The organism is Streptomyces viridiviolaceus, assembly GCF_014650995.1.
Taxonomy (GTDB): Bacteria; Actinomycetota; Actinomycetes; order Streptomycetales; family Streptomycetaceae; genus Streptomyces; species Streptomyces viridiviolaceus.
In genome coordinates this window covers 1-20,899 of the sequence record NZ_BMWA01000013.1, presented here as the reverse complement: position 1 = coordinate 20,899, position 20,899 = coordinate 1, and the positions used below count along the sequence as shown (strand labels likewise).

Here is a 20,899-nt window from a genome sequence, read left to right as displayed (position 1 = left end):
CGGCTCGCGCCGAGCGCGCCTCGCCGTACCGCACAGCCAGTCGTTGTCCCGGCTCGCCGCCCCTGACCGGCGGCCCCGCGTGAGGATCCGGCGACCGCTCGGCCTGCTCTTGCTGTCATCGCAGAGAACTCCCAGCAAGGAGCACCCGGGTGTCCAACCCCAGCAACAGCCTCAAGATCAGCACCTTCGTCTGCACATGGTGCGATCTGACCGTGTCGGCCTTCGCCGCCGACGGCACACGGCGCAACCACTGTCCGTCGTGCCTGCACTCCCGGCACGTCCTCGACCAGGTGGAGGGCGGGCCCACCGACTGCCTGGGCCGCATGTCGCCCATCGCCATCGCCGTGCTGCGCACCGGCGACTGGATGGTCGTCCACCGCTGCGTACGGTGTGACGAGCTCACGTCGAACCCGGTGTGCAAGGACGACAACCAGCTCATCCTGATGCGGATGGCCGTACGGCCACTGGCGCAGACGCCCTTCCCGCTAGAGGCGTTCGGCACCCTCTGACCACCCAGGGAAGGAGGAGCCGACGCATGCCACGACGCAATCGATCCGACGGACGGGACGGGACACGACGCCCGCAGCGGCACAAAGGCGTCCCGGGCGACCGGGGCGTGCCCCGCACCGGGGACTTCCGGTGCGTGCAGTGCCGGCTGGACGTGCCGGTGACGGCACCGGGCACGGCGCACCGCAACCACTGCCCGAACTGCCTGGCCAGCCTGCACGTCGACCGGCGTGTTCCCGGCGACCGCGCGTCGGACTGCCGTGGACGCATGGAGGCGCTGAGCGTGTCGGTACGGCCCGACGGTGAATGGCTGATCGTCCATCAGTGCCTGACCTGCGGCGAACTCAGCGCCAACCGCATTGCGGGCGACGACAACGCCCTCGTCCTGGTCCGCCTGGCGCTCAGACCGCTCCGGGACGGATCGGTCCCGGGCCGGATCCTGCTCGCCCTGTGACCGGCGACCGGGCTGTCGGGAACCGTGCGGTGCAACGGTCCCGGCAGCCCGGCTCGCGCCCCGCCCGGGGCAGGGCCCCAACTCCGGCCCCTGAAGCCGACGATGGGGGCGCCGCCGACCGGTTGCTGAGCGGTTCGGGGCGGAACCGGAGGGGGTCACACGCCGGCGATGGACTGGACCCAGGAGCGGTAGGCGGTCACGTTCGTGTAGGCCGTGGTGCTCTGCCGGTCGCTGGTCGAGGCGACACCCACCTGGACGCCCCCCGCCATCATCGGTCCGCCGGAGTCGCCGCCCGCGGTGATGCCGTCACCGGGACGGGCGCAGATCGCCGAGCCGTAGTAGGCGTCCCGGCAGCCGCCGGTCACGGTCAGGCTGGCGACCTTCAGATACCGGGACTGGCAGTTGATCTCGGAGCCGCACCGGGAGGTGGCGCCCCAGCCGTAGACCTGCACGGCCTGTCCGACCCGCACCGTGCCCGGCTGCCCCAGCTGGGCGTAGGAGGCGGCGACGGACCGGTCGAGCCGGACCAGCGCCAGGTCGGCCGAGGAGTGGGTGTGGACCTGGGTGCCCTGGGCCACGGTGCCGCCGGAGCTCTGGTCGAGGCTGCCGATGCGGAAGGAGAGCCCTCCGCCGCCGACGCAGTGCTTGGCGGTCAGGATCCACGTGGGGGCGATGACGGTGGCACTGCACGTCTGGGTTCCGTTCGAGAACAGCCGGGCCGCCCAGGGAGCGTTCTGTGCGTATCCGCCGCCGATGATCGGCTGCGGACCGCCGCTGCCGGGCCGCTGGTCCGCGGCGAAGGCGCTCGGAGCGAGGGCGAGGACGGACAGCACCACGGCCATCAGGGCAGGGATCAGTCTGGATATGCGCAAGGCTCCTCGTTTCCGCCGACACGCGTACGGTGACGTGTGTGTGGGGTGTGGGAGCGCCCAGGATCTCGGGCGTGGCCCGATGATCACCAATACCGATCTGCCATAACACGGCGTTATGTCCCCGCCGAGGGACGGCGGATGCCCGGCGAGTGGCCCGGCTCACATGGCGTAGCGGGGGTGCCATCGACACCATGGTCTTCGTCACCGGCAGGCTGAAGGGATCGACAATGTTCCGCAAGGTGCTGGTCGCCAACCGTGGTGAGATCGCGATTCGCGCGTTCCGTGCAGGCTACGAGCTGGGCGCCCGAACCGTCGCCGTCTTCCCGCACGAGGACCGCAACTCGCTGCACCGGATGAAGGCCGACGAGGCATACGAGATCGGCCGGCCGGGGCATCCGGTGCGGGCCTACCTCTCCGTCGACGAGATCGTCCGTGCGGCGCGCCGTGCCGGAGCGGACGCCGTCTACCCGGGCTACGGATTCCTGTCCGAGAACCCCGAGCTGGCCCGTGCCTGCGAAGAGGCGGGCATCACCTTCGTCGGGCCGAGCGCCCAGATCCTGGAGCTGACGGGCAACAAGGCGCGCGCCGTGGCCGCCGCCCGCGAGGCCGGCGTACCGGTGCTCGGATCCTCCGCGCCTTCCACCGACGTGGACGAACTCGTCCGCGCCGCCCAGGACGTCGGGTTCCCCGTGTTCGTCAAGGCGGTCGCGGGCGGCGGCGGGCGCGGCATGCGGCGCGTGGACGACCCCGCCCAGCTGCGGGAGTCGATCGAGGCGGCCTCGCGGGAGGCGGCGTCGGCGTTCGGCGACCCCACGGTCTTCCTGGAAAAGGCCGTGGTCGACCCCCGCCACATCGAGGTGCAGATCCTCGCCGACGGACAGGGCGACGTCATCCACCTGTTCGAACGGGACTGCTCGGTGCAGCGCCGGCACCAGAAGGTGATCGAACTCGCTCCCGCGCCGAACCTCGACCCGGAGCTGCGCGAGCGGATCTGCGCCGACGCCGTGCGGTTCGCCCGGCAGATCGGCTACCGCAACGCCGGCACCGTGGAGTTCCTCCTCGACCGCGACGGCAACCACGTCTTCATCGAGATGAACCCGCGCATCCAGGTCGAGCACACGGTGACCGAGGAGGTCACCGACGTCGACCTCGTGCAGTCCCAGCTGCGCATCGCCGCCGGCGAGACGCTGGCCGACCTCGGCCTCGCCCAGGAGACCGTCACCCTGCGGGGCGCCGCACTGCAGTGCCGTATCACCACCGAGGACCCGGCCAACGGCTTCCGCCCGGACACCGGCCGGATCAGCGCCTACCGCTCGCCCGGCGGCTCGGGCATCCGCCTCGACGGCGGCACCACCCACGCCGGTACGGAGATCAGCGCACACTTCGACTCGATGCTGGTCAAGCTCACCTGCCGGGGACGGGACTTCGCCACGGCGGTGGGCCGCGCCCGGCGTGCCGTGGCCGAGTTCCGCATCCGCGGCGTCGCCACGAACATCCCGTTCCTGCAGGCGGTCCTCGACGATCCGGACTTCCAGGCCGGACAGGTCACGACGTCGTTCATCGAACAGCGCCCGCACCTGCTCACCGCACGCCACTCCGCCGACCGCGGCACGAAGCTGCTCACCTACCTCGCCGATGTCACCGTCAACAAGCCGCACGGCGAGCGCCCCGACCTGATCGACCCCCTGACCAAGCTGCCGGCGGCGCCCACCGGCGAGCCGCCGGCCGGGTCCCGGCAGCGACTGGCCGAGCTCGGCCCGGAGGGCTTCGCCCGCCATCTGCGCTCGTCACCCACCCTCGGCGTCACCGACACCACGTTCCGCGACGCCCACCAGTCGCTGCTCGCCACCCGGGTCCGCACCAAGGATCTCCTCGCCGTCGCACCGACGGTGGCGCACAGCCTGCCCCAGCTGCTGTCGCTGGAGTGCTGGGGCGGCGCCACCTACGACGTCGCCCTGCGCTTCCTCGCCGAGGACCCGTGGGAGCGGCTGGCCGCCCTGCGGGAAGCCGTGCCGAACATCTGCCTGCAGATGCTGCTGCGCGGCCGCAACACCGTGGGCTACACGCCGTACCCCACGGAGGTGACGGACGCCTTCGTCCAGGAGGCCGCGGCCACCGGCATCGACATCTTCCGCATCTTCGACGCCCTCAACGACGTCGACCAGATGCGGCCCGCCATCGACGCCGTACGACAGACGGGCACCGGCGTCGCGGAGGTGGCCCTGTGCTACACCTCCGACCTGTCCGACCCCTCCGAGCGGCTCTACACCCTCGACTACTACCTGCGCCTGGCCGAGCGGATCGTGAACGCGGGCGCGCACGTCCTGGCCGTCAAGGACATGGCGGGCCTGCTGCGGGCACCGGCGGCGGCGACCCTGGTCTCCGCCCTGCGCCGGGAGTTCGACCTGCCGGTGCACATCCACACCCACGACACCGCCGGCGGGCAGCTCGCCACCTATCTCGCCGCCGTCCAGGCCGGCGCGGACGCCGTCGACGGAGCGGTGGCGTCGATGGCGGGCACCACCTCCCAGCCGTCCCTGTCGGCGATCGTGGCCGCGACCGACCACTCCGAGAGGCCCACGGGGCTGGACCTCCAGGCCGTCGGTGACCTGGAGCCGTACTGGGAGAGCGTCCGCAAGGTCTACGCCCCCTTCGAGGCGGGCCTGGCCTCGCCGACCGGCCGCGTCTACCACCACGAGATCCCCGGCGGACAGCTGTCCAACCTGCGCACGCAGGCGATCGCGCTCGGCCTCGGCGACCGCTTCGAGGACATCGAGGCGATGTACGCCGCCGCCGACCGCATGCTCGGTCACCTGGTGAAGGTCACCCCCTCGTCGAAGGTGGTCGGCGACCTGGCCCTCCACCTGGTGGGCGCCGGCGTCGACCCGGCGGAGTTCGAGGCGGCACCGGACAGGTTCGACATCCCCGACTCCGTCATCGGCTTCCTGCGCGGTGAACTGGGCACGCCGCCCGGCGGCTGGCCCGAGCCCTTCCGCAGCAAGGCGCTGCGCGGCCGCGCCGAGCCGAAGCCCGTGCAGGAACTGACCGCGGACGACCGCACCGGTCTCGCGAAGGAACGGCGGGCCACCCTGAACCGGCTGCTGTTCCCTGCGCCCACCCGCGAGTTCGAGACGCACCGTCAGGCCTACGGCGACACCAGCGTCCTCGACAGCAAGGCGTTCTTCTACGGGCTGCGCCCCGGCAAGGAGTACGCCGTCGACCTCGACCCCGGTGTGCGGCTGCTGATCGAGCTCCAGGCCGTCGGTGACGCCGACGAACGCGGTATGCGCACGGTGATGTCCTCCCTCAACGGCCAGCTGCGGCCCATCCAGATCCGCGACCGTTCGGCGGCCTCCGACGTGCCCGTCACCGAGAAGGCGGACCGGGCCAACCCCGGTCATGTGGCGGCGCCGTTCGCCGGCGTGGTGACCCTCGTGGTCGCCGAGGGCGACGCGGTGGACGCCGGTGACACGGTGGCCACCATCGAGGCGATGAAGATGGAGGCGGCGATCACCGCCCCGAAGGCCGGCACGGTGGGCAGGCTGGCCATCAACCGCATCCAGCAGGTCGAGGGCGGAGACCTCCTGGTGGAACTCGCCTGAGCGCGCCGGAAGACACGCGCGGAGACCGGGCCGGGGCCGTCCAGGGACGTCCCCCGCCCGGTCCCGCCGGGACAACCACGGCGCCCGGACCCCCTCGGTCGGGGCCGGCCCGCGAACAGCACGGCGCGAGACCCCGAGCCGGCCGACGCCCGGCCGGCCGCGAGGACGGCGATGTGCGCCGCGTCGAAACGGCTGCCGGGAGGAGAGACGCTCGCCGCGGCGGTCCGGTGCTCCTCGCGACCGCGTACGCACCGCGTGTCCCAGGGCGCCTGTCATCCGCCGTCACCCAGGACTGCCCGGATCACGTGCCGGGCGTTGTGCGCCATGGCCGGGTTCGTCCTCCGGTAGTACGGCAGCGCGATCAGCGCCTGGGAGAGCGTCCGCCCCCGGCCGCGCCGCCAGGTCGCGTCGTCGACGTCGAGCAGCGCACGGAAGACCTGCCGCGCGCCGGCCGGCAGCAGGTTCCACGCCGGGAACAGGTCACACGCCGGATCGCCCACCCCCATGCACCCGAAGTCGATCACCGAGGCCAGCCGGCCGCCGTCGACCAGCAGATTGCCCGGCATGAGATCGGCGTGCAGCCACACCGGCGGCCCGTCCCAGTCCGGAGCCCGCAGCGCGTCCTCCCACGCAGCGACGGCGGCATCGCAGTCGACCCCCTCCTGCGGGATGCCGCGCAGTTCCTCGATCGCCGCCCGCGTCGACGCGTCGAGCGAGGCCAGCGGGCCGCCGCGGTAGGCGTCCGGTGCCCCCGGGAGCGTGACACTCCGCATCGCCGCCACGAACCCGGCGAGATCCCCGGCCAGCGGCACCGGATCGCTCAGCGCCCCGGCCTCGGGGTTCTCCCCGCCCAGCCACCGGTACACCGACCACGGCCAGGGATACCCCTCGGCGGGCTCGCCGGCCCCGAGTACCTCGGGGACCGCCGTGGGCAACAGGGGCGCCAGACGCGGCAGCCACTCCAGCTCCGTCGCCACGTCCTTGGCGCCGCCCTCCACCAACGGCAGTCGTACGACCATGCCGTCGCCCAGCCGGTACATGGCGTTGACCGTCCCCCCGGACGGAAACCGCTCCACCGTGAGCCCCGCCCACCGGGGGAACCGTCCCGCGATCAGCCGCCGGACGAGTTCCTCGTCGACAGGATGCCGGCCGCGATGCGTCTCCACTGTGTCCATGGGCGTCATCCGAACGCCGGACGCGGACGGTCGTCAAACGCTTTCATGCTCCATGGCCCATGTCCGGTGACCCGGGAACCTGTGGGTGAGTACGCTTCGAGGCGGAAGTACGGACTTCCTCACCGGCCACGGAAGCCGAGGAGCGGCGTGAAGAGCATCCCTGACCTGACGACCGCCCAGAAGGTGCTGGCGGCCCAGCCCTTCAGCAATCTGCTGGGCGCCCGGCTGACGGCCTTCGACGAGGGCGAGGCGACCCTCGAACTGGACGTCCGCGACGACCTGCGTCAGCAGAACGGATTCGTGCACGGTGGCGTGCTCGCCTACGCCGCGGACAACACACTGACCTTCGCCGCGGGCACCGTCGCCGGCGCCCGGCTGCTGACCGCCGGCTTCACCATCGACTACCTGCGCCCCGCCGCGGGCACCCTGCTGCGGGCCCGCGCCCGGGTCGTGCGGGCGGGCCGCTCCCGCGTGGTGTGCCGCTGCGACATCTCGTCCGTGGACGACGACGGGGTGGAGACCCTGTGCGCCGTCGCGCAAGGCACGATCTCGGTTCCGGACAACCGCACGGGAGTCGATGCGGAGACCTGACACGGTCGGGCCCGGCGGTTCAGGGGGTCCGGTAGCGGCCGGCGAGTTCGGGGCTCTGGGCTCCGAAGGCCGCGAGGTCGGCCCGGAAGACGGCGTCGAGAAGGCCCGCGTCCTCCACACCGGGGGCACAGACGACCTCCCCGAGTTCGAGGCCGCGCAGCCCGGCGGTGACGACGTCGTCGGCGGTCATGCGGGGCACGACGCTCATGTCGATGCCCTGACGCTCGTGGAACTCCGTGGCCACCACACCCGGGCACAGGACCTCGACCTTGACGCCGGTGCCCTCCAGCTCCGCGCTCAGGGCCTGGGACATCGCGACCAGGTGGGCCAGGGTGCCCGCGTAGACGGCGCGGCGGGGCAACTGGGAGTGCGGGGCCGGGCCACTGAAGGCGATCATGCCGGCCACGTTGATGACGGCCCCTTCGCCGCGGTCCCGCATTCCCGCCACGGCGGCGCGGGTGATCATGGTGGGGGCCAGGACCTTCACGGTGACGAGTTCGCGGGCCTTGTCGGCCGGCAGCTCCGCGAGCGGCATGTAGTGGGCCACGCCCGCGTTGTTCACGAGCAGGTTCACCTCCTCGGTCGCGCAGACCTCGGCGACCGCGTCGATGCCCTCGGCGGTGGACAGATCGGCGACCAGGGGGCGGACCTCGACGTCGGGGAACTCCGCGGCGAGTTCCTCCAGGCGATCCGCGCGCCGGCCCACGGCGACCACGTCGTGGCCCTGGCCGGCCAGTCGCCGGGCGAAGGCACGCCCGATGCCCGAGGAGGCCCCGGTGACGAGGGCCAGGCGGCTCCTGCCCGCTCCGGTGTGCGGTGTGTCTTCAGTGCTTTTCATGCCTTCACTGTGCGCCGCGCGTCCGCGCACAGCCACGGCTCCCGCGTTCCTGGTACCGGCGGTACCAGGCAGCGGGTGACGTCCTGGAAACGCCCCGGGGGCCGTCGGCGGGGCAGGGGGACGCACCATGAATGCCCCGGTGTCGTCGTGGGGATCACTGCTCGGGACGCGCGGCGTCGGACGTGAGGCGAAACGGAGGATCGCTGGTGACGGCCCTTCACGTGACGGTGTGGGACGAAACGGGCGGCAAGGGGGTTCCCGCGGTCTTCGTGCACAACATCTTCCCCTGAGGCAGTGGCGAGGCGTACGGTTTCGCCGCCCAGCGACCGCCGGCCGATCGTTGCCGCCTGCTCCTGGTGGACCGTCGTGGCTACGGCCGCAGCCCCGACACCGACGGGAGCGACTTCGAGACCGACGCCGACGATCTGGTGGACCTGCTGTCCAAACAGGACGCCGGCGCGCATCTGGTCGGCCATGGCAACGGGGGCCTGGCGGCCGTGCTCGCCGCCGGGCGCCGTCCCGACCTCGTGCGCTCGCTGACGCTGATCCAGCCCGCCGCGTTCTCCGCGGCCGCCGGTCACCTGGTGGTGGAGGCCATGCTCGCCCGGGTGCGGGACGGCGCCGGTGTGCCGGAGTCGGTGACGCCGGAGCAGTACCTTCGCGCTTCCACGGAGGGACTCGGGATGACCATGCCGCCCCTGCCCCGGACCGCCTCCGTGCCGTGGCCGCCTCCATGCGGGAACGCCCGGTCTGGGAGGCGACGGTTCCGCTGGAACCGCTGCGGTCCGCCCCGTGGCCGACGCTGGTGATCCGCGGGACCTGGGAGGACGCGCCGGAGCCGTACCGCACCTACGCGGGCGAACCGCTGATCGCCTGTGCCGAGGCCGTGGCCGACGCCGTCGGCGCCCGTCTGCTGCGTGTGCCCGGCTACTACCCGCACACCCAGCAGGCCGCCACCGTCAACGCCGCCCTGCGGGACCTGTGGCGGTAGTCGACGGCGCCCGTCCGGACGGCGCGAAACGTGAGGACGGACACACGTGTTCGAGTCTGGGGCTGGTGTGCGCAAAGTTTCCCGTGGGCAGTCAATGCATGTTCGGCGAAGGAGCGTGATCGTCCTGGGGAGAAACGTGCGAGCGTGCGTGATCGGTGCGGGTCTGTCGGGCTTGGCTGTGGCACACGTCCTCAAGGGCCGCGGCATCGAATTCGTCTGTCTGGAGAAGGCCCCCGACGTCGGAGGTGTCTGGCGGCAGCCGCAGGCCGGCGAGCGGGGCCCGGGTTACCTGTCACTGCACCTCAACACCGCCAAGCAGCTGACCGGTTACGCCGACTTCCCCATGCCGTCGTCGTATCCGCTCTACCCGCGGCACAGCGAGGTCGCCGACTATCTGCGGTCGTTCGCCCGGTGGGCCGGCCTGCTGGACCACGTCGAACTGCGCACCGAGGTCGTGTCCGTTCGCGGGGACGCCGAGGGCATGTGGACGGTCGTCAGCCGGGGACCCGACGGTGCGGTGGTGTCGCGGCGGTTCGAGCACGTGATCGTCGCCTCGGGGCACCACACCGAGCCCGCCCTGCCCGATCCGCTTCCGCCGGGCTCCGACGCCTTTGCTGGAACGATTCTGCACTCCCTGGACTACCGCGACGGCAGCGACTTCGCCGGACAGCGCGTCGTCGTGGTCGGCCTGGGCGCGTCGGCCGTGGACATCGCGGCCGACCTCTCCCGGCACGCGAGACAGACCGTGCTCTCGGTGCGCCGAGGCCTGCACATCGTGCCGAAGCAGCTCTTCGGGACGTCGGTCGACGAGATCGCCGAGGCCCCTTGGTGGAACGACATGTCCTTCGCCGAACAGCGCCGCTTCGTGGAGCAGGCCCTGCTCGTCGCGCGGGGCAGACTGGCGGACTACGGGCTGCCCGAGCCCGACCACCCGATCTTCTCCTCCGCCGTGACCATCTCGGACGAGATCCTCAGCCGGATACGTCACGGCGCCGTGACGCCGAAGCCGGCGATCGCCGCCTTCGACGGCCGGCGCGTCGTCTTCACCGACACCACCTCCGTGGAGGCGGACGCGGTCGTCTACTGCACCGGTTTCCGCATGGCCTTCCCCTTCCTGCCCGCCGGGTGTCCGGTGGGGCCGGACGGCTCGGTCGAGCTGTACAAGCGGATCGTCCCGCCCGACCGCCCGGGTCTGTACTTCGTGGGCCTCGTCCGGCCCGTGGGTGCCATCACCCGGCTGGTCGAGGCCCAGGCGCAGTGGGTGGCGCGGCTCATGGAGGGCGAGGAAACGCTTCCTCCGGCGGCGGCGATGCGCGAGGAGGTCGGCGCGTACCTCGAGGGCATCTCCCAGCGGTACGGCCGGACCCAGGGTGCGTCGATCCAGGTCGACGTGGGCCCGTACCTGGGGGAGCTGCGGGAGGCGCTGAAGGTCTAGGCCGCCCCGCGGAGGCGCGGCGCCCTGTACCGCGACGCCGTGCGGACGGCGTGCGGCTGCCGGCCGGGCAGCCGCGGGCCGGTGCGGCGCTCAGCCGACGTGGGCGGCGATGGTTCGCGCACACGCCATCGACTCGGTGTGCGTCGTGTCCACCTCCAGGTCGTAGAACACCCCTCGGTGAACCACGTCCGCCTGCGACGCGGCCATCCCCTGGACGCGATCCCCCCGTGCGATCTCACGGGCTGCGGCGACCGCGCTCTCACACCTGACGCCCACCCACAGCACCTCCAGGCCGCCCAGAGCCTTCCGCCACCGCTGCTGGGAAGCCGCTCCGCCGAGGAACACGTCGTCGATGACGACCCTGGCACCCGCACGGGCCATCGCCGCCACGCCCTCCGTCCAGGCCGCCTCCAGCGCCCGGAAGTCCGACCCGACGCTGACCTCGCCGTCCGCCGCGAACACGATCCCCTCGTCGGACGCCTGCATCTTCGCGGGCAGGGCGTCGACGAACGAATCGCACCCGAACGCCAGCCACGGATCCGGCAGTACGGCCTGCAGACACCGTACGATCCCCGACTTCCCCGAGCTGGAACCGCCGTTGAGAATGATCATCCGAGTCGTCACCGCGTCACAATAGGACGCCTCCCACCCGGCACGAAACGAATTCCGGCGCGAGGTGCCCGATGAACTCACCGGGCACCTCGTGCCGTTGTGACGGGTCGCTCAGTGCACCGCCACCGTGTGGCGGGGGGCCTCGGCGACCGGGGGACGGACCGCGTACGCCTCGCAGGAGAGGTAGGCGGTCACCCTGGGCGGGCGGTCCTGCTGGTGCGCCAGCGCCAGGTACGCGATCAGCCCGACGCCCTCCTCGGGCCGTCGCTGCGTGACGGCGGCCAGGGACCGGGGGAGCACGGCGGCGTCGAGGCCGAGGCGGCGCAGCACACTCGCCGCGCGCGCCAGGGCCTCCCCGTCGTGACGCGCGTAGTCCCGGACGGGAACGTGGAGGGTGAAGCCGCTCGGCCGCGCGGTGCCCGTCTCGGTGAACGAATGGCAGGAGAGGCCCGGCCGCCTGTTCAGGCGCGTCGTGTGGCGTCCGGCGCCGCCCGCGGCCGTGAGGAAGAACTCCTCGATCGCCGCGGGGCGGGGGCCCGGGTCCATGCGGGACAGCCGCCCGGCCCGCAGCGCCGTGAGGCCGTCGTGCCGCAGATAGACCTTCACCCGGGGCTCTTCCCAGTCGCCCAGATCCAGCGCGACGAACGGGTACCCGTCGGCCTCGGGCAGGGCCGCGAAGGCGTGCCGGTGACCCAGCCGGCGCAGGGCCTCGCGTACCGTCGCGGCCGCGTTCCGCGCTTTGGAGGCGGCCGGGTTCAGATAGACCTTGACCTTGGGTGTGCCGCCGGGTCGCAGCTCCAAGGCGCACCACAGGGCCAGGGGCCCCTGCGGGGAGGGCGGCAGGAAGAGGTCCTGGAGTTCGTCGAGCGGGTCGGTGGCGAAGTTCCAGCGCTTCGCCATCGCGTGGACCGTCGCGAGGCCGATGCGGCCGTTGTGGTCCAGGCTGTCCGCGCCGCAGCCCGGTTCCACGAGCACCCTGAGAGAGGGGGCCGCGCCGGCTTGCCAGGAGAGCGAGAACTCGACGGGGGTGTGGTCGTCGGACAGGAAGGTGCGGGTGGGGGGCGGCAGGTTCAGCGGCCGTTCGCTCACCGGGCCCAAGGACTCGGTCAGCACATGGGCGTAGGTATCGACGTCGGCGGCGGACAGGCCCGCGACCGCACCGAGTCTTCGCAGCTGGCCGCTCGTGAAGGCGCCGAGGGTCGGTCTGCCTGCCGCCTCTGCGCCCGTCGGGGCGGCAGTCACCGGCCCGCCACGCGCTGGACGCGCACAGAAAGATACCCGCCTGCGAGGGCGGGTATCGGGTGGTTCACCGGCGGGAAAGCGGCGTCCGTGGATATGTGGTCCATGGCACCTCCCTTTCTTCGTCAGCAACTCGAATACCGCGTTGCTGACTACCCCTGCCGTTGAACCTTCATGCGAAAGGGGCTGGTTGGGCAGGTGTTACAAGCATCACCTCGTGAGCCAGTTCAGGAACTGGCTCCACAGGCCGGTCCGTTCGTGCGTGCGCGCGGAGCCGCCCGGCTTCTCGTGCGCGGACGCCGTGGTGTCCGACTGTGCTCCCGGCCGCCGCGTGGGCTGCACCGGGGTGAAGCGGGCCGGGAGCGTGGCCAGTGCCCGGTTGAAGGGACCCGGCCGCCACGTCAGGCTGTCCTCGGGGACGGCGAGCTCGACATCGGGCAGCTCGTTGAGCAGGTTCTCGATGGCGGTGACCGTGATGTGCCGGGCCGGCTCCTTGGACGGGCAGGCGTGCGGACCGGCACTCCACGCCAGGTGAGCGCGGTTGCTGCCGGCCTGGCGCGAGGCCTTGAGGGCGGGGCCGGTGTTGGCCGCGGCGAAGCTGACCAGCACCAGGTCGCCCGCCTGCAGCTGCTGTCCGGCGAACTCCATGTCGGCGGCCGGGTAGTGCGGCGCGTAGTTCGACATGGGCGGGTTCTCCCACAGCGTGTCGTCGAGGGCCTCGTCGATCAGACCGCCCTCGCGGGCGTACCGGTCGTTGGTGAGGAGCCGGTGCAACGTGTTGCCGATGAGGTTGCGCAGCGGTTCCGCGCCCGCCCCCAGCAGCAGCGCGAGCTGGTGGACCATCTCCTCGTCGGAGAGCGCGGCCTGATGCCGCATCAGCCAGGAGGTGACGTCGTCCCCGGGCTTGGAGCGCTTCAGTGCGACCAGCTCGCCCACGGCCTGGAACAGCACCTCGGTGGCCTTGTCGGCGTTGATCCCGTCGAACATGCCGGAGATGCCGAAGAGCACCCGGTCGCCGATGTCGGCGGGGCAGCCGAAGAGTTCGTTGAACACGAACAGCGGCAGCTGCTTGGCGTAGTCGCCGAGCAGGTCGGCCGAGCCTCGGGCGCTGAACTGCGAGATGAGGTAACCGGAGATCTGCTCGGTGCTGCGGCTCAGCCGGCGGGTGTCCACGCGCGCCATGCTGTCGGTGACCGCCTGACGCAGCCTCAGGTGGTCGGCGCCGTCGGCGAACATGCAGTTGGGCCGGTAGGCCAGCAGCGGGGCGACCGGGCTGTCCGGGCCCACCTTGCCCTCGTTGAACGCCCGCCAGCGACGCGCGTCCTTGCGGAAGGCACCCGAGTCCTGCAGCATCTGGAGAGCCGCCGCGTAGTCGGTGACCAGCGTCGCCTCCACACCCGGAGCGAGTTCGACGGGCGCGGCGGGCCCGTAGTGGCGCAGGTACTCGTAGTACTCCTGCGGGGCGGCGGCGAACTCCGGCCCGTACAGCGGCACGCGGCCGCCGGAGCCGTGGGCCGGGCACCCCGGGGGAGGCACCGGGGCCGTGTCGTGAGCGTCCATGTCTGCTCTCAGTTCCTAGCGGGAGCGGTCCAGCAAGTAGCGGACCAGAGTGGTAAGTGCCGCGGCCGAGGACCTCTCGTCGCGGGCGTCGCAGGTGACGACGGGGGTGTCGTCGAGCAGGTCCAGTGCTTCGCGCAGCGCTCGTTCGTCGCGGGGCGGCGCACCGTCGAAGTGGTTGACGGCGATGGCGTAGTCGAGCCCGTAGTGCTCGATCAGGTCGATCACGGGGAAGGAGTCCGCCAGTCGCTCGGGATCGACCAGCACGAGGGCTCCGAGCGCCCCACGGGCCATGTCCTCCCACATCTGCACGAAGCGCTGCTGGCCCGGCGTTCCGAAGAGGTAGAGCACGACGCGGTCGCTGATGGTGAGGCGGCCGAAGTCCATGGCGACCGTCGTCGTGGTCTTGCCCTGGACACCCTTGAGATCGTCGACCGACTCGGCGGCCTGGGTCATCGTCTCCTCGGTGGAGAGCGGCTCGATCTCGGAGATGGACCCGATGAAGGTGGTCTTGCCCACCGCGAAGTGCCCGACGACGAGGATCTTCACCGCGGTCTGGGTCTCCCCGCCGCGAACGTAGGCCTGCTCATCCAAACTTGGCGCGGAGACCATTGAGCACCTCCTCCAGGATCTCCTTGTCGGCGAGGCGGGCACGCGCCACCGGCGGGCGGGTGACGAGGTAGCCGCCCTCCGTGAGCGATGCCAGCAGGATCCGTACCACCCCCAGCGGGAACCGGGTGTGTCCGGCCAGCTCGGCGACCGAGAGGTAGCCGGCGGAGCAGAGGTCCAGCAGGCTCTGCTCCTCGGGGGACAGCCTGGTCGGCCGCTGTGTCCGGTCGGCGGACGCGGTGACCAGGGTGATGAGGGACAGCTGCTCCTCGTCGGGCAGGTCGCGTCCCTTGGTGATGACGTACGGCCGCACTAATTCGGCGGCCTCCGGCTCCCAGGCGTCCTGGCCGGTCATGAGCGGGTGCCGAGGTTCTCGCGGGGCGGGGTCGTCAGCCTCTTGCCGAGCTGGGAGACGAGCTGCTGCATCCGGAAGGTGATGTCCGCCATGTCGACCTCGGGGGAGGCGGAGACACCCAGGTAGGCGCCCTCACCGGCGGAGATCAGGAACACCCAGCCGCCGTCGAACTCGACCAGGGTCTGCCGCCACCGCTGGGCGGGGTCCTCACAGAAGAACCCCAGGGTGCGGCTGAGCGACTGCACGCCGCTCATCGCGGCGGCAACCCGGTCCGCGTCGTCCCTGTCGAAGTCCTTCGTCCGGGCCATCAGCAGACCGTCGGCGGAGATCAGGACCGCGTGCAGGGCCCCGGGAATCTCCAGGGCGCTGTCGAGCATCCATGACAGATCGTCGTTCACGAGACCTCATGTCCTTCGCTGCTTGCACCAGGTGTACTGCTCGTCCGGTCCCCGGCCTCCGGCCGTGCTGCCCGGCCGGACTGCGTGCCCCGCTGGAAGGCACCCATGACCTGCGCCTGCTCGGAATCGGAGCGGCCCGCGGGCCGCGGGGCCGGGTCGCTGCCGGGCACGATGGCCATCGGCCGCTTGCGACGCCGCCGGGGAAGGCCGTCGGCGGTCGGGGACGGGGCGAGCGCGGCGGCCTCGGGCCCACCGTCCAGGCCGGGTACCGCCGCCGCCCGGACGGCCGGGGCCGGTGCCTTCTTATCCGGCATGCTGGTGAGCAGCTCGTGCGGCAGCAGGACGACCGCGCGCACACCTCCGTAGGGGGAGGACGAGTCCACCGACACCTCGAAGCCGAATCGCTCGCACAGCACACCGATCACGGCGAAGCCGAACTGCGGCGGATTTCCGAGCCCCGCCACGCCCGAGGCGCGGTCACTGGCGAGCAGCTTCTCGGCGCGGGCGCGTTCCTCGTCGCTCATGCCGACACCGGCGTCGTCCACGACGACGCAGATGCCCTTGGGGACGGTCCGGATGTTGATCTCGACGACGGTGTCCGGACTGGAGTAACTGGTGGCGTTGTCCAGCAGCTCGGCGAGGGCCAGGGCCACGGGCTCGACGGCCCGGCTGGTGATGCCGAAGTCGACCTGGGAGAGGATCTCCACCCGGCGGAAGTGCCGGATGCGTCCCTGCGCGCTGCGGACCACGTCGTACACCGACGCGGTGTCGCGCCGGCCCCCCAGCCAGCCGTCGCACAGGACCGCGATGGACTGGGCGCGCCGGCCGAACTGCGAGTTCGTGTGGTCGATCTCCAGCAGGTCCTGCAGCATGGCGGAGTCGCCGTACTTGGTCTGCAGCCGGGAGAGCACCAGTTGCTGTTCGGCCGCGAGACCCTGAAGTGTCCGCATGGCGGATTTCAGGACGGTCTTCGTCTCGTCCTCGGCCCGCTCCTGAGCCGCCTGCACCGACTTTCCGTAATCGCTCTCCAGCTCCGCGTAATGGTCCTTGAGGCCCTGGACCTCCTGCCGCAGAGCCCGTGCTGCCCTGCGCTGGCGGATGATGAGCGCGACCGCGGCGACAAGGGCGACGAGAAGGGCCCAGAGCAGTGGGTTCCCTATGTATTCCGTCATAAGACTCTCTTCGGGCGACTGACGCCGGCTTGCTGAATTCCCGTCCGTGCGGGCGGTCCGGCGGACCGCCCGCACGGGGGTTGCTGCCCGGGCCGTCACCGAAGTCGGGGATGCCGTCTTTCACCCATCCGACCGCTCCGCAAACGCGGTGATCGTATCACCGCATGATCGGCTGAATTTACGTCAAGATGTTTACGGACAAGACCAGTTGGGAGCACCTGTGCCCGGTTCTCGGTGACGTCCCGCCACGGACGCCGGCGTCCACGCCTACCGGGGCCCCGCCCAGGCCCTCAGGGCGGCCGTCACGGCGTCGCGGTCGTCGCCGTCCGAGGCCCAGGCGACGTACCCGTCCGGCCGCACCAGCAGCGTCGCCGGGGCCTCGGGACCGGCCGGGGCGGCGGTGACCAGCCGTCCGGACCAGCCCGTCGGCGCCGCGTGCCGGCCGACGAGCACGAACCGGCAGGAGCGCAGCGCCTCGTAGAGACGCCTCGCGTCGCCCGGGCCCCGGGCCAGCTCCAGATCGGGGGCGCGCCTGCCGGCGAGGCGGTGGCTCCCGGGCGGCGCCGGGTAGGCGATGGAGAGCCCCGTGGCCTTGGCCGCCAGACGGTCGGCAAGGGGCGGGACCGCGACGGCGGCGTGCGACGCCGCGTTCACGACGGCGCGCACCACGGGTGAATGGACCAGCGCCATCCGCATCATCCTGCCGCTGTCCCGGATGACCGTCCGGCCGATCGGGTGCCGCTCGCTCTCGTACCCGTCGAGCAGCCCCTCCGGCGCCCACCCCCGCACCGCCGCGGCCAGCCGCCAGGCGAGGTTGGCGGCGTCCTGCAGGCCGGTGTTCATCCCCTGCCCTCCGGCCGGCGAGTGCACGTGCGCGGCGTCACCAGCGAGGAACACCCGGCCGAGCCGGTACCGCGGAGCCTGGCGCTCGTCGGTCTGGAAGCGCGACAGCCACCGCGGGTCGTGCATGCCGAAGTCGGTCCCGAGCGCCTTGAGGGTGATCGTGCGCACGTCGTCGAGGGTGAGGGGCGCGTCGACGGGCATCTGCCTGCCGCGGTCCCACGCGACGACCCGGTGCCAGCCGTCACCCAGCGGGGAGACGAAGGCGATCCCCTCCCGTACGGCGTTCGCCACCGGCATGGCCTGCGGCGCCGCCAGGCGGACGTCGGCGAGCATCACCGAGCGCAGCGCGGCCCGGCCGGGAAAGGGCAGGCCCAGCGCCTCGCGCACGACGCTGTTCATACCGTCGGCGCCGACCGCGTAGCCCGCACGCAACGTGCCCCGCGTACCGTCGGGCCGGCGCACGGACAGGGTGACCCCGTCCGCGTCCTGCCTCAGGCCGGTGACCTCGGTGCCGGTCACCACGTCGGCGCCGAGGGCCTTGGCGCGCCCGTGCAGCACCGCCTCGGTCTCGTACTGCGGCGTCAGCAGCATGTACGGGAACCCGCTCGGCAGCCGGGCCAGGTCGAGCTGGGCGCTTCCGACCATCTGGAGCCTGCCGATCCGGACGCCGGTGGCGACGAGTTCACCGGCGACCCCGCGCGCGTCCAGCAGCTCGAGGGTGCGGGCGTGCACCGCGAACGCACGGGTCAGCTGCGAGGTGCGGGCGCGACGCTCCAGAACCGTGACGCGGACGCCTGCCGCGGCCAGGTCACCGGCGAGCATCAGACCCGTGGGACCGGCACCCACGACCAGCACTTCGGTGGTTCCAGGCACGGATGCCCTCCAGACATGAGCGGCTGCGCGGACGACCTCCCCGCCATGCAATCCCCGGCCGGACGAAAAACGGTCGAACCTCGCTCCGTGATCGAAGCGGCGCCCCGGGACCGACGAAAAGGCCGGCTCGACACCCGTGGGGGTCGAGCCGGCCTTCTGCTCCCGGGAGCGGCGGACGGTCAGTCCGTGCCGAACTCCATGGCGGCGCGGTCCAGCATCTCGTCGTCACCGGAGACCTCGCCGCGCGAGGCGATGGCCTCGGCGCCGCCCTCCGGCATGGCGCCGATCAGCCCGGTCGCGGCCGCCTGGGCCGCACCGATCGCCGGACCGGCGGCGCCGATCAGGCCGAGCCCGGCGTACTGCTCCAGCTTGGCGCGCGAGTCCGCGATGTCCAGGTTGCGCATGGTGAGCTGGCCGATCCGGTCCACCGGGCCGAAGGCCGAGTCCTCGGTGCGCTCCATGGACAGCTTGTCCGGGTGGTAGCTGAACGCCGGGCCGGTGGTGTCGAGGATCGAGTAGTCCTCACCGCGCCGCAGGCGCAGCGTCACCTCGCCGGTGACGGCAGCGCCGACCCAGCGCTGCAGCGACTCACGGATCATCAGCGCCTGCGGGTCGAGCCAGCGGCCCTCGTACATCAGCCGGCCCAGGCGCCGTCCCTCGTTGTGGTACTGGGCGAGGGTGTCCTCGTTGTGGATGGCGTTGACCAGGCGCTCGTACGCGGCGTGCAGCAGGGCCATGCCGGGCGCCTCGTAGATGCCGCGGCTCTTGGCCTCGATGATCCGGTTTTCGATCTGGTCCGACATGCCCATGCCGTGTCGGCCGCCGATGGCGTTGGCCTCCATGACGAGGTCGACGGCGGAGGCGAACTCCTTGCCGTTGACCGTCACCGGGCGGCCCTGGTCGAAGCCGATCGTCACGTCCTCGGTGGCGATCTCGACCTCGGGGTCCCAGAACCGGACGCCCATGATCGGCTCCACGGTCTCCACGCCGGTGTCCAGGTGCTCCAGGGTCTTGGCCTCGTGCGTGGCGCCCCAGATGTTGGCGTCGGTGGAGTACGCCTTCTCCGTGCTGTCGCGGTAGGGCAGGTCGTGGGCGAGGAGCCACTCCGACATCTCCTTGCGGCCGCCCAGCTCGGTCACGAAGTCGGAGTCGAGCCAGGGCTTGTAGATCCGCAGGTGCGGGTTGGCGAGCAGACCGTACCGGTAGAACCGCTCGATGTCGTTGCCCTTGAAGGTCGAGCCGTCGCCCCAGATCTGGACGTCGTCCTCGAGCATCGCCCGGACCAGCAGGGTGCCCGTGACGGCGCGGCCGAGCGGCGTGGTGTTGAAGTAGGCGCGCCCGCCCGAGCGGATGTGGAACGCCCCGCAGGTGAGCGCGGCCAGGCCCTCCTCGACCAGTGCCGCACGGCAGTCGATCAGGCGCGCGATCTCGGCGCCGTAGGTCTTCGCACGGCCGGGCACCGAGGCGATGTCGGGCTCGTCGTACTGACCGATGTCGGCGGTGTAGGTGCACGGGACGGCGCCCTTGTCCCGCATCCACGCGACCGCGACCGAGGTGTCGAGGCCGCCCGAGAAGGCGATGCCGACGCGCTCGCCGGCGGGAAGGGAGGTGAGGACCTTTGACATAGGAAGAGTATGCATGATCTCGCATGATCATGCAAAGCCTGGCGCGAGGCGGTTCTCGTGCACCCGCGGCACAGCGGTGCATACAGCGTCCGTGTGGGAAGGCAGGGATTCCCTGCGCCCCTCACCGAGGACGACCACCCCCGAGGCGCTGGCGCCCTCCATGCTGCTGCCTGCCGCGCTGCACGCGAGCGGCTGACCGGCGCCGGGTGGCCGGTGCGCGTCGAAGACGCCTGCCCCGGCCGGACCGCCCCCGTGCTGGGCGGTGTGCCCCGACTGCCCCGACCGCCTCGCCCGGGACCGGCGGGCAGCCGACGTCTCCACCGCGCGGCTCGTCGCCGAGCGGGTCAAGACGGCGGCAAGGACGCGTGCCTCGGCGCGGTACGGAGGCCGGCCCGGTCTCAGGTGCCGGACAGCCCGGGCGAGCGATGCCCGGCCGCCTGCGCGGGGCGCAGCTGATCAACGTCCAGGAGGCCGCACAATTACGAACGGTGTGGTCAGTGTGTGAAGGACCGCGCCCGCTGACCCGGGCCTTCAACGTGGAAGAGATCACTGATGAGCGACTTCACCGACGTCATACTGCTGTTCAGTTATCTGGAGGACGCGGTATTGGAGGACATCGTCAGTCTCGATACCTTCAATGCCGGCCTGGGCAGCGGTAGCTTGAAACGGGTCAGCGGGGACCAACAGCTTGGACGCTGGGGAGGCAGCCTCCAGGGCGCCGAATGTCATGTAGCCGCAGGCACGTTCAACCACCTCAACCCGGAGAAACTGCGCAGAACGCTACGGGCGCTGCCATGGAAGTGCCCCCATGCAGTGCAACTCTTGCTGCACAACGAGAACGACGCCCTCTTCGGGGTGTGGATGCTCCTGGACGGGGCCTGGACGGAAGTGACCCTGCCACGAACCGTGCGTCACGAAGCCTCGGGACACCTTCGGCGAACCGACTGCCCCGACGACGAGTACGAGTAGCCGTGAAGCCTCTCACCATCTGACTTCCCCAACAGGCCCTAGGCACTGTCTGATAATTGATCTTGTGGTGGGTCGTGGTGAGTTGACGGATGAGGCGTGGGAGCAGATAGCGCCCCTGCTGCCTGGTGTTGACGGTCGTGGTCGTCCGTGGCGGGATCACCGGCAGGTGATCAACGGCGTGT

The 20,899-nt window shown here is 71.5% G+C and carries 19 protein-coding genes and 1 pseudogene; 8 read left to right on the top strand and 12 right to left on the bottom strand.

Annotated elements, in window-relative coordinates; translation table 11 throughout:
* The first annotated feature begins 149 nt into the window (after positions 1–149).
* Entirely contained in the window at positions 150–509 is a 360-nt protein-coding gene (locus tag IE260_RS19975) for an RNHCP domain-containing protein (RefSeq protein WP_189873729.1), read from the top strand.
* A gap of 26 nt (positions 510–535) precedes the next feature.
* The gene (locus IE260_RS19970) at positions 536–961 is read left to right on the top strand and encodes an RNHCP domain-containing protein (protein WP_189873727.1); all 426 of its coding nucleotides are present in this window, start codon (positions 536–538) and stop codon (positions 959–961) included.
* 155 nt (positions 962–1,116) lie between these two features.
* Here the strand turns inward: IE260_RS19970 and IE260_RS19965 are convergent, their stop codons facing one another.
* A complete protein-coding gene (locus IE260_RS19965; protein WP_189873725.1) occupies positions 1,117–1,833 on the bottom strand; it encodes a S1 family peptidase in 717 nt (238 codons plus the stop codon).
* A gap of 227 nt (positions 1,834–2,060) precedes the next feature.
* On the opposite strand from IE260_RS19965, the gene IE260_RS19960 reads away from it, so the two are divergent.
* Complete coding sequence (locus IE260_RS19960; protein ID WP_189874140.1) at positions 2,061–5,435, top strand: pyruvate carboxylase; 3,375 nt, start codon at positions 2,061–2,063, stop codon at positions 5,433–5,435.
* A gap of 272 nt (positions 5,436–5,707) precedes the next feature.
* Here IE260_RS19960 and IE260_RS19955 read toward each other — a convergent pair whose 3' ends face one another.
* On the bottom strand, positions 5,708–6,610 hold the full coding sequence (locus IE260_RS19955) for an aminoglycoside phosphotransferase family protein (protein WP_189873723.1): 903 nt from the start codon (positions 6,608–6,610) through the stop codon (positions 5,708–5,710).
* 147 nt (positions 6,611–6,757) lie between these two features.
* On the opposite strand from IE260_RS19955, the gene IE260_RS19950 reads away from it, so the two are divergent.
* Positions 6,758–7,201 (top strand): PaaI family thioesterase, encoded by a 444-nt coding sequence (locus IE260_RS19950; protein ID WP_229880931.1) that lies wholly within the window; start codon positions 6,758–6,760, stop codon positions 7,199–7,201.
* 19 nt (positions 7,202–7,220) lie between these two features.
* Here the strand turns inward: IE260_RS19950 and IE260_RS19945 are convergent, their stop codons facing one another.
* Positions 7,221–8,039, bottom strand: coding sequence for an SDR family NAD(P)-dependent oxidoreductase (locus tag IE260_RS19945; protein ID WP_189873719.1), 819 nt, complete (start codon positions 8,037–8,039; stop codon positions 7,221–7,223).
* Positions 8,040–8,245: 206 nt separating this feature from the next.
* Here IE260_RS19945 and IE260_RS19940 point away from each other — a divergent pair.
* Together IE260_RS19940 and IE260_RS19935 are read left to right on the top strand one after the other, a co-directional pair.
* Positions 8,246–9,030: pseudogene (locus IE260_RS19940) on the top strand (alpha/beta fold hydrolase).
* Between the two features lie 136 nt (positions 9,031–9,166).
* Entirely contained in the window at positions 9,167–10,465 is a 1,299-nt protein-coding gene (locus tag IE260_RS19935) for a flavin-containing monooxygenase (protein WP_189873717.1), read from the top strand.
* Between the two features lie 90 nt (positions 10,466–10,555).
* Here the strand turns inward: IE260_RS19935 and cpt are convergent, their stop codons facing one another.
* The 9 genes from cpt to argG form a co-directional block, all read right to left on the bottom strand.
* A complete protein-coding gene (gene cpt / locus IE260_RS19930) occupies positions 10,556–11,089 on the bottom strand; it encodes a chloramphenicol phosphotransferase CPT (RefSeq protein WP_229880928.1) in 534 nt (177 codons plus the stop codon).
* A gap of 99 nt (positions 11,090–11,188) precedes the next feature.
* Positions 11,189–12,319, bottom strand: a complete 1,131-nt coding sequence (locus IE260_RS19925) for a tryptophan dimethylallyltransferase family protein (RefSeq protein WP_189873715.1) — start codon at positions 12,317–12,319, stop codon at positions 11,189–11,191.
* Between the two features lie 207 nt (positions 12,320–12,526).
* Positions 12,527–13,876 carry a cytochrome P450 gene (locus IE260_RS19920; protein ID WP_189873713.1) on the bottom strand — a complete coding sequence of 450 codons (1,350 nt, stop codon included), beginning with the start codon at positions 13,874–13,876 and terminating at the stop codon, positions 12,527–12,529.
* 15 nt (positions 13,877–13,891) lie between these two features.
* Positions 13,892–14,485 carry a GTP-binding protein gene (locus tag IE260_RS19915; RefSeq protein WP_189873711.1) on the bottom strand — a complete coding sequence of 198 codons (594 nt, stop codon included), beginning with the start codon at positions 14,483–14,485 and terminating at the stop codon, positions 13,892–13,894.
* Positions 14,460–14,837 (bottom strand): DUF742 domain-containing protein, encoded by a 378-nt coding sequence (locus IE260_RS19910; protein ID WP_189873709.1) that lies wholly within the window; start codon positions 14,835–14,837, stop codon positions 14,460–14,462. Before IE260_RS19910 ends, IE260_RS19915 begins: the two co-directional genes overlap by 26 nt.
* Positions 14,834–15,235 carry a roadblock/LC7 domain-containing protein gene (locus tag IE260_RS19905; RefSeq protein ID WP_189873707.1) on the bottom strand — a complete coding sequence of 134 codons (402 nt, stop codon included), beginning with the start codon at positions 15,233–15,235 and terminating at the stop codon, positions 14,834–14,836. The genes IE260_RS19910 and IE260_RS19905 overlap by 4 nt, the downstream gene beginning before the upstream one ends.
* Positions 15,232–16,407, bottom strand: a complete 1,176-nt coding sequence (locus tag IE260_RS19900) for a sensor histidine kinase (protein ID WP_189873705.1) — start codon at positions 16,405–16,407, stop codon at positions 15,232–15,234. Before IE260_RS19900 ends, IE260_RS19905 begins: the two co-directional genes overlap by 4 nt.
* A 267-nt stretch (positions 16,408–16,674) precedes the next feature.
* Positions 16,675–18,174, bottom strand: a complete 1,500-nt coding sequence (locus IE260_RS19895; RefSeq protein ID WP_189873703.1) for an FAD-dependent monooxygenase — start codon at positions 18,172–18,174, stop codon at positions 16,675–16,677.
* A 128-nt stretch (positions 18,175–18,302) separates the two neighbouring features.
* A complete protein-coding gene (gene argG, locus IE260_RS19890) occupies positions 18,303–19,748 on the bottom strand; it encodes an argininosuccinate synthase (RefSeq protein WP_189873701.1) in 1,446 nt (481 codons plus the stop codon).
* A 552-nt stretch (positions 19,749–20,300) separates the two neighbouring features.
* Here argG and IE260_RS19885 point away from each other — a divergent pair.
* Together IE260_RS19885 and IE260_RS19880 are read left to right on the top strand one after the other, a co-directional pair.
* Positions 20,301–20,717 carry a hypothetical protein gene (locus IE260_RS19885; protein WP_189873699.1) on the top strand — a complete coding sequence of 139 codons (417 nt, stop codon included), beginning with the start codon at positions 20,301–20,303 and terminating at the stop codon, positions 20,715–20,717.
* Positions 20,718–20,781: 64 nt separating this feature from the next.
* Positions 20,782–20,899, top strand: a 118-nt coding sequence (locus IE260_RS19880; protein WP_189873697.1) for a transposase, incomplete at its 3' end; no start/stop codon positions are given.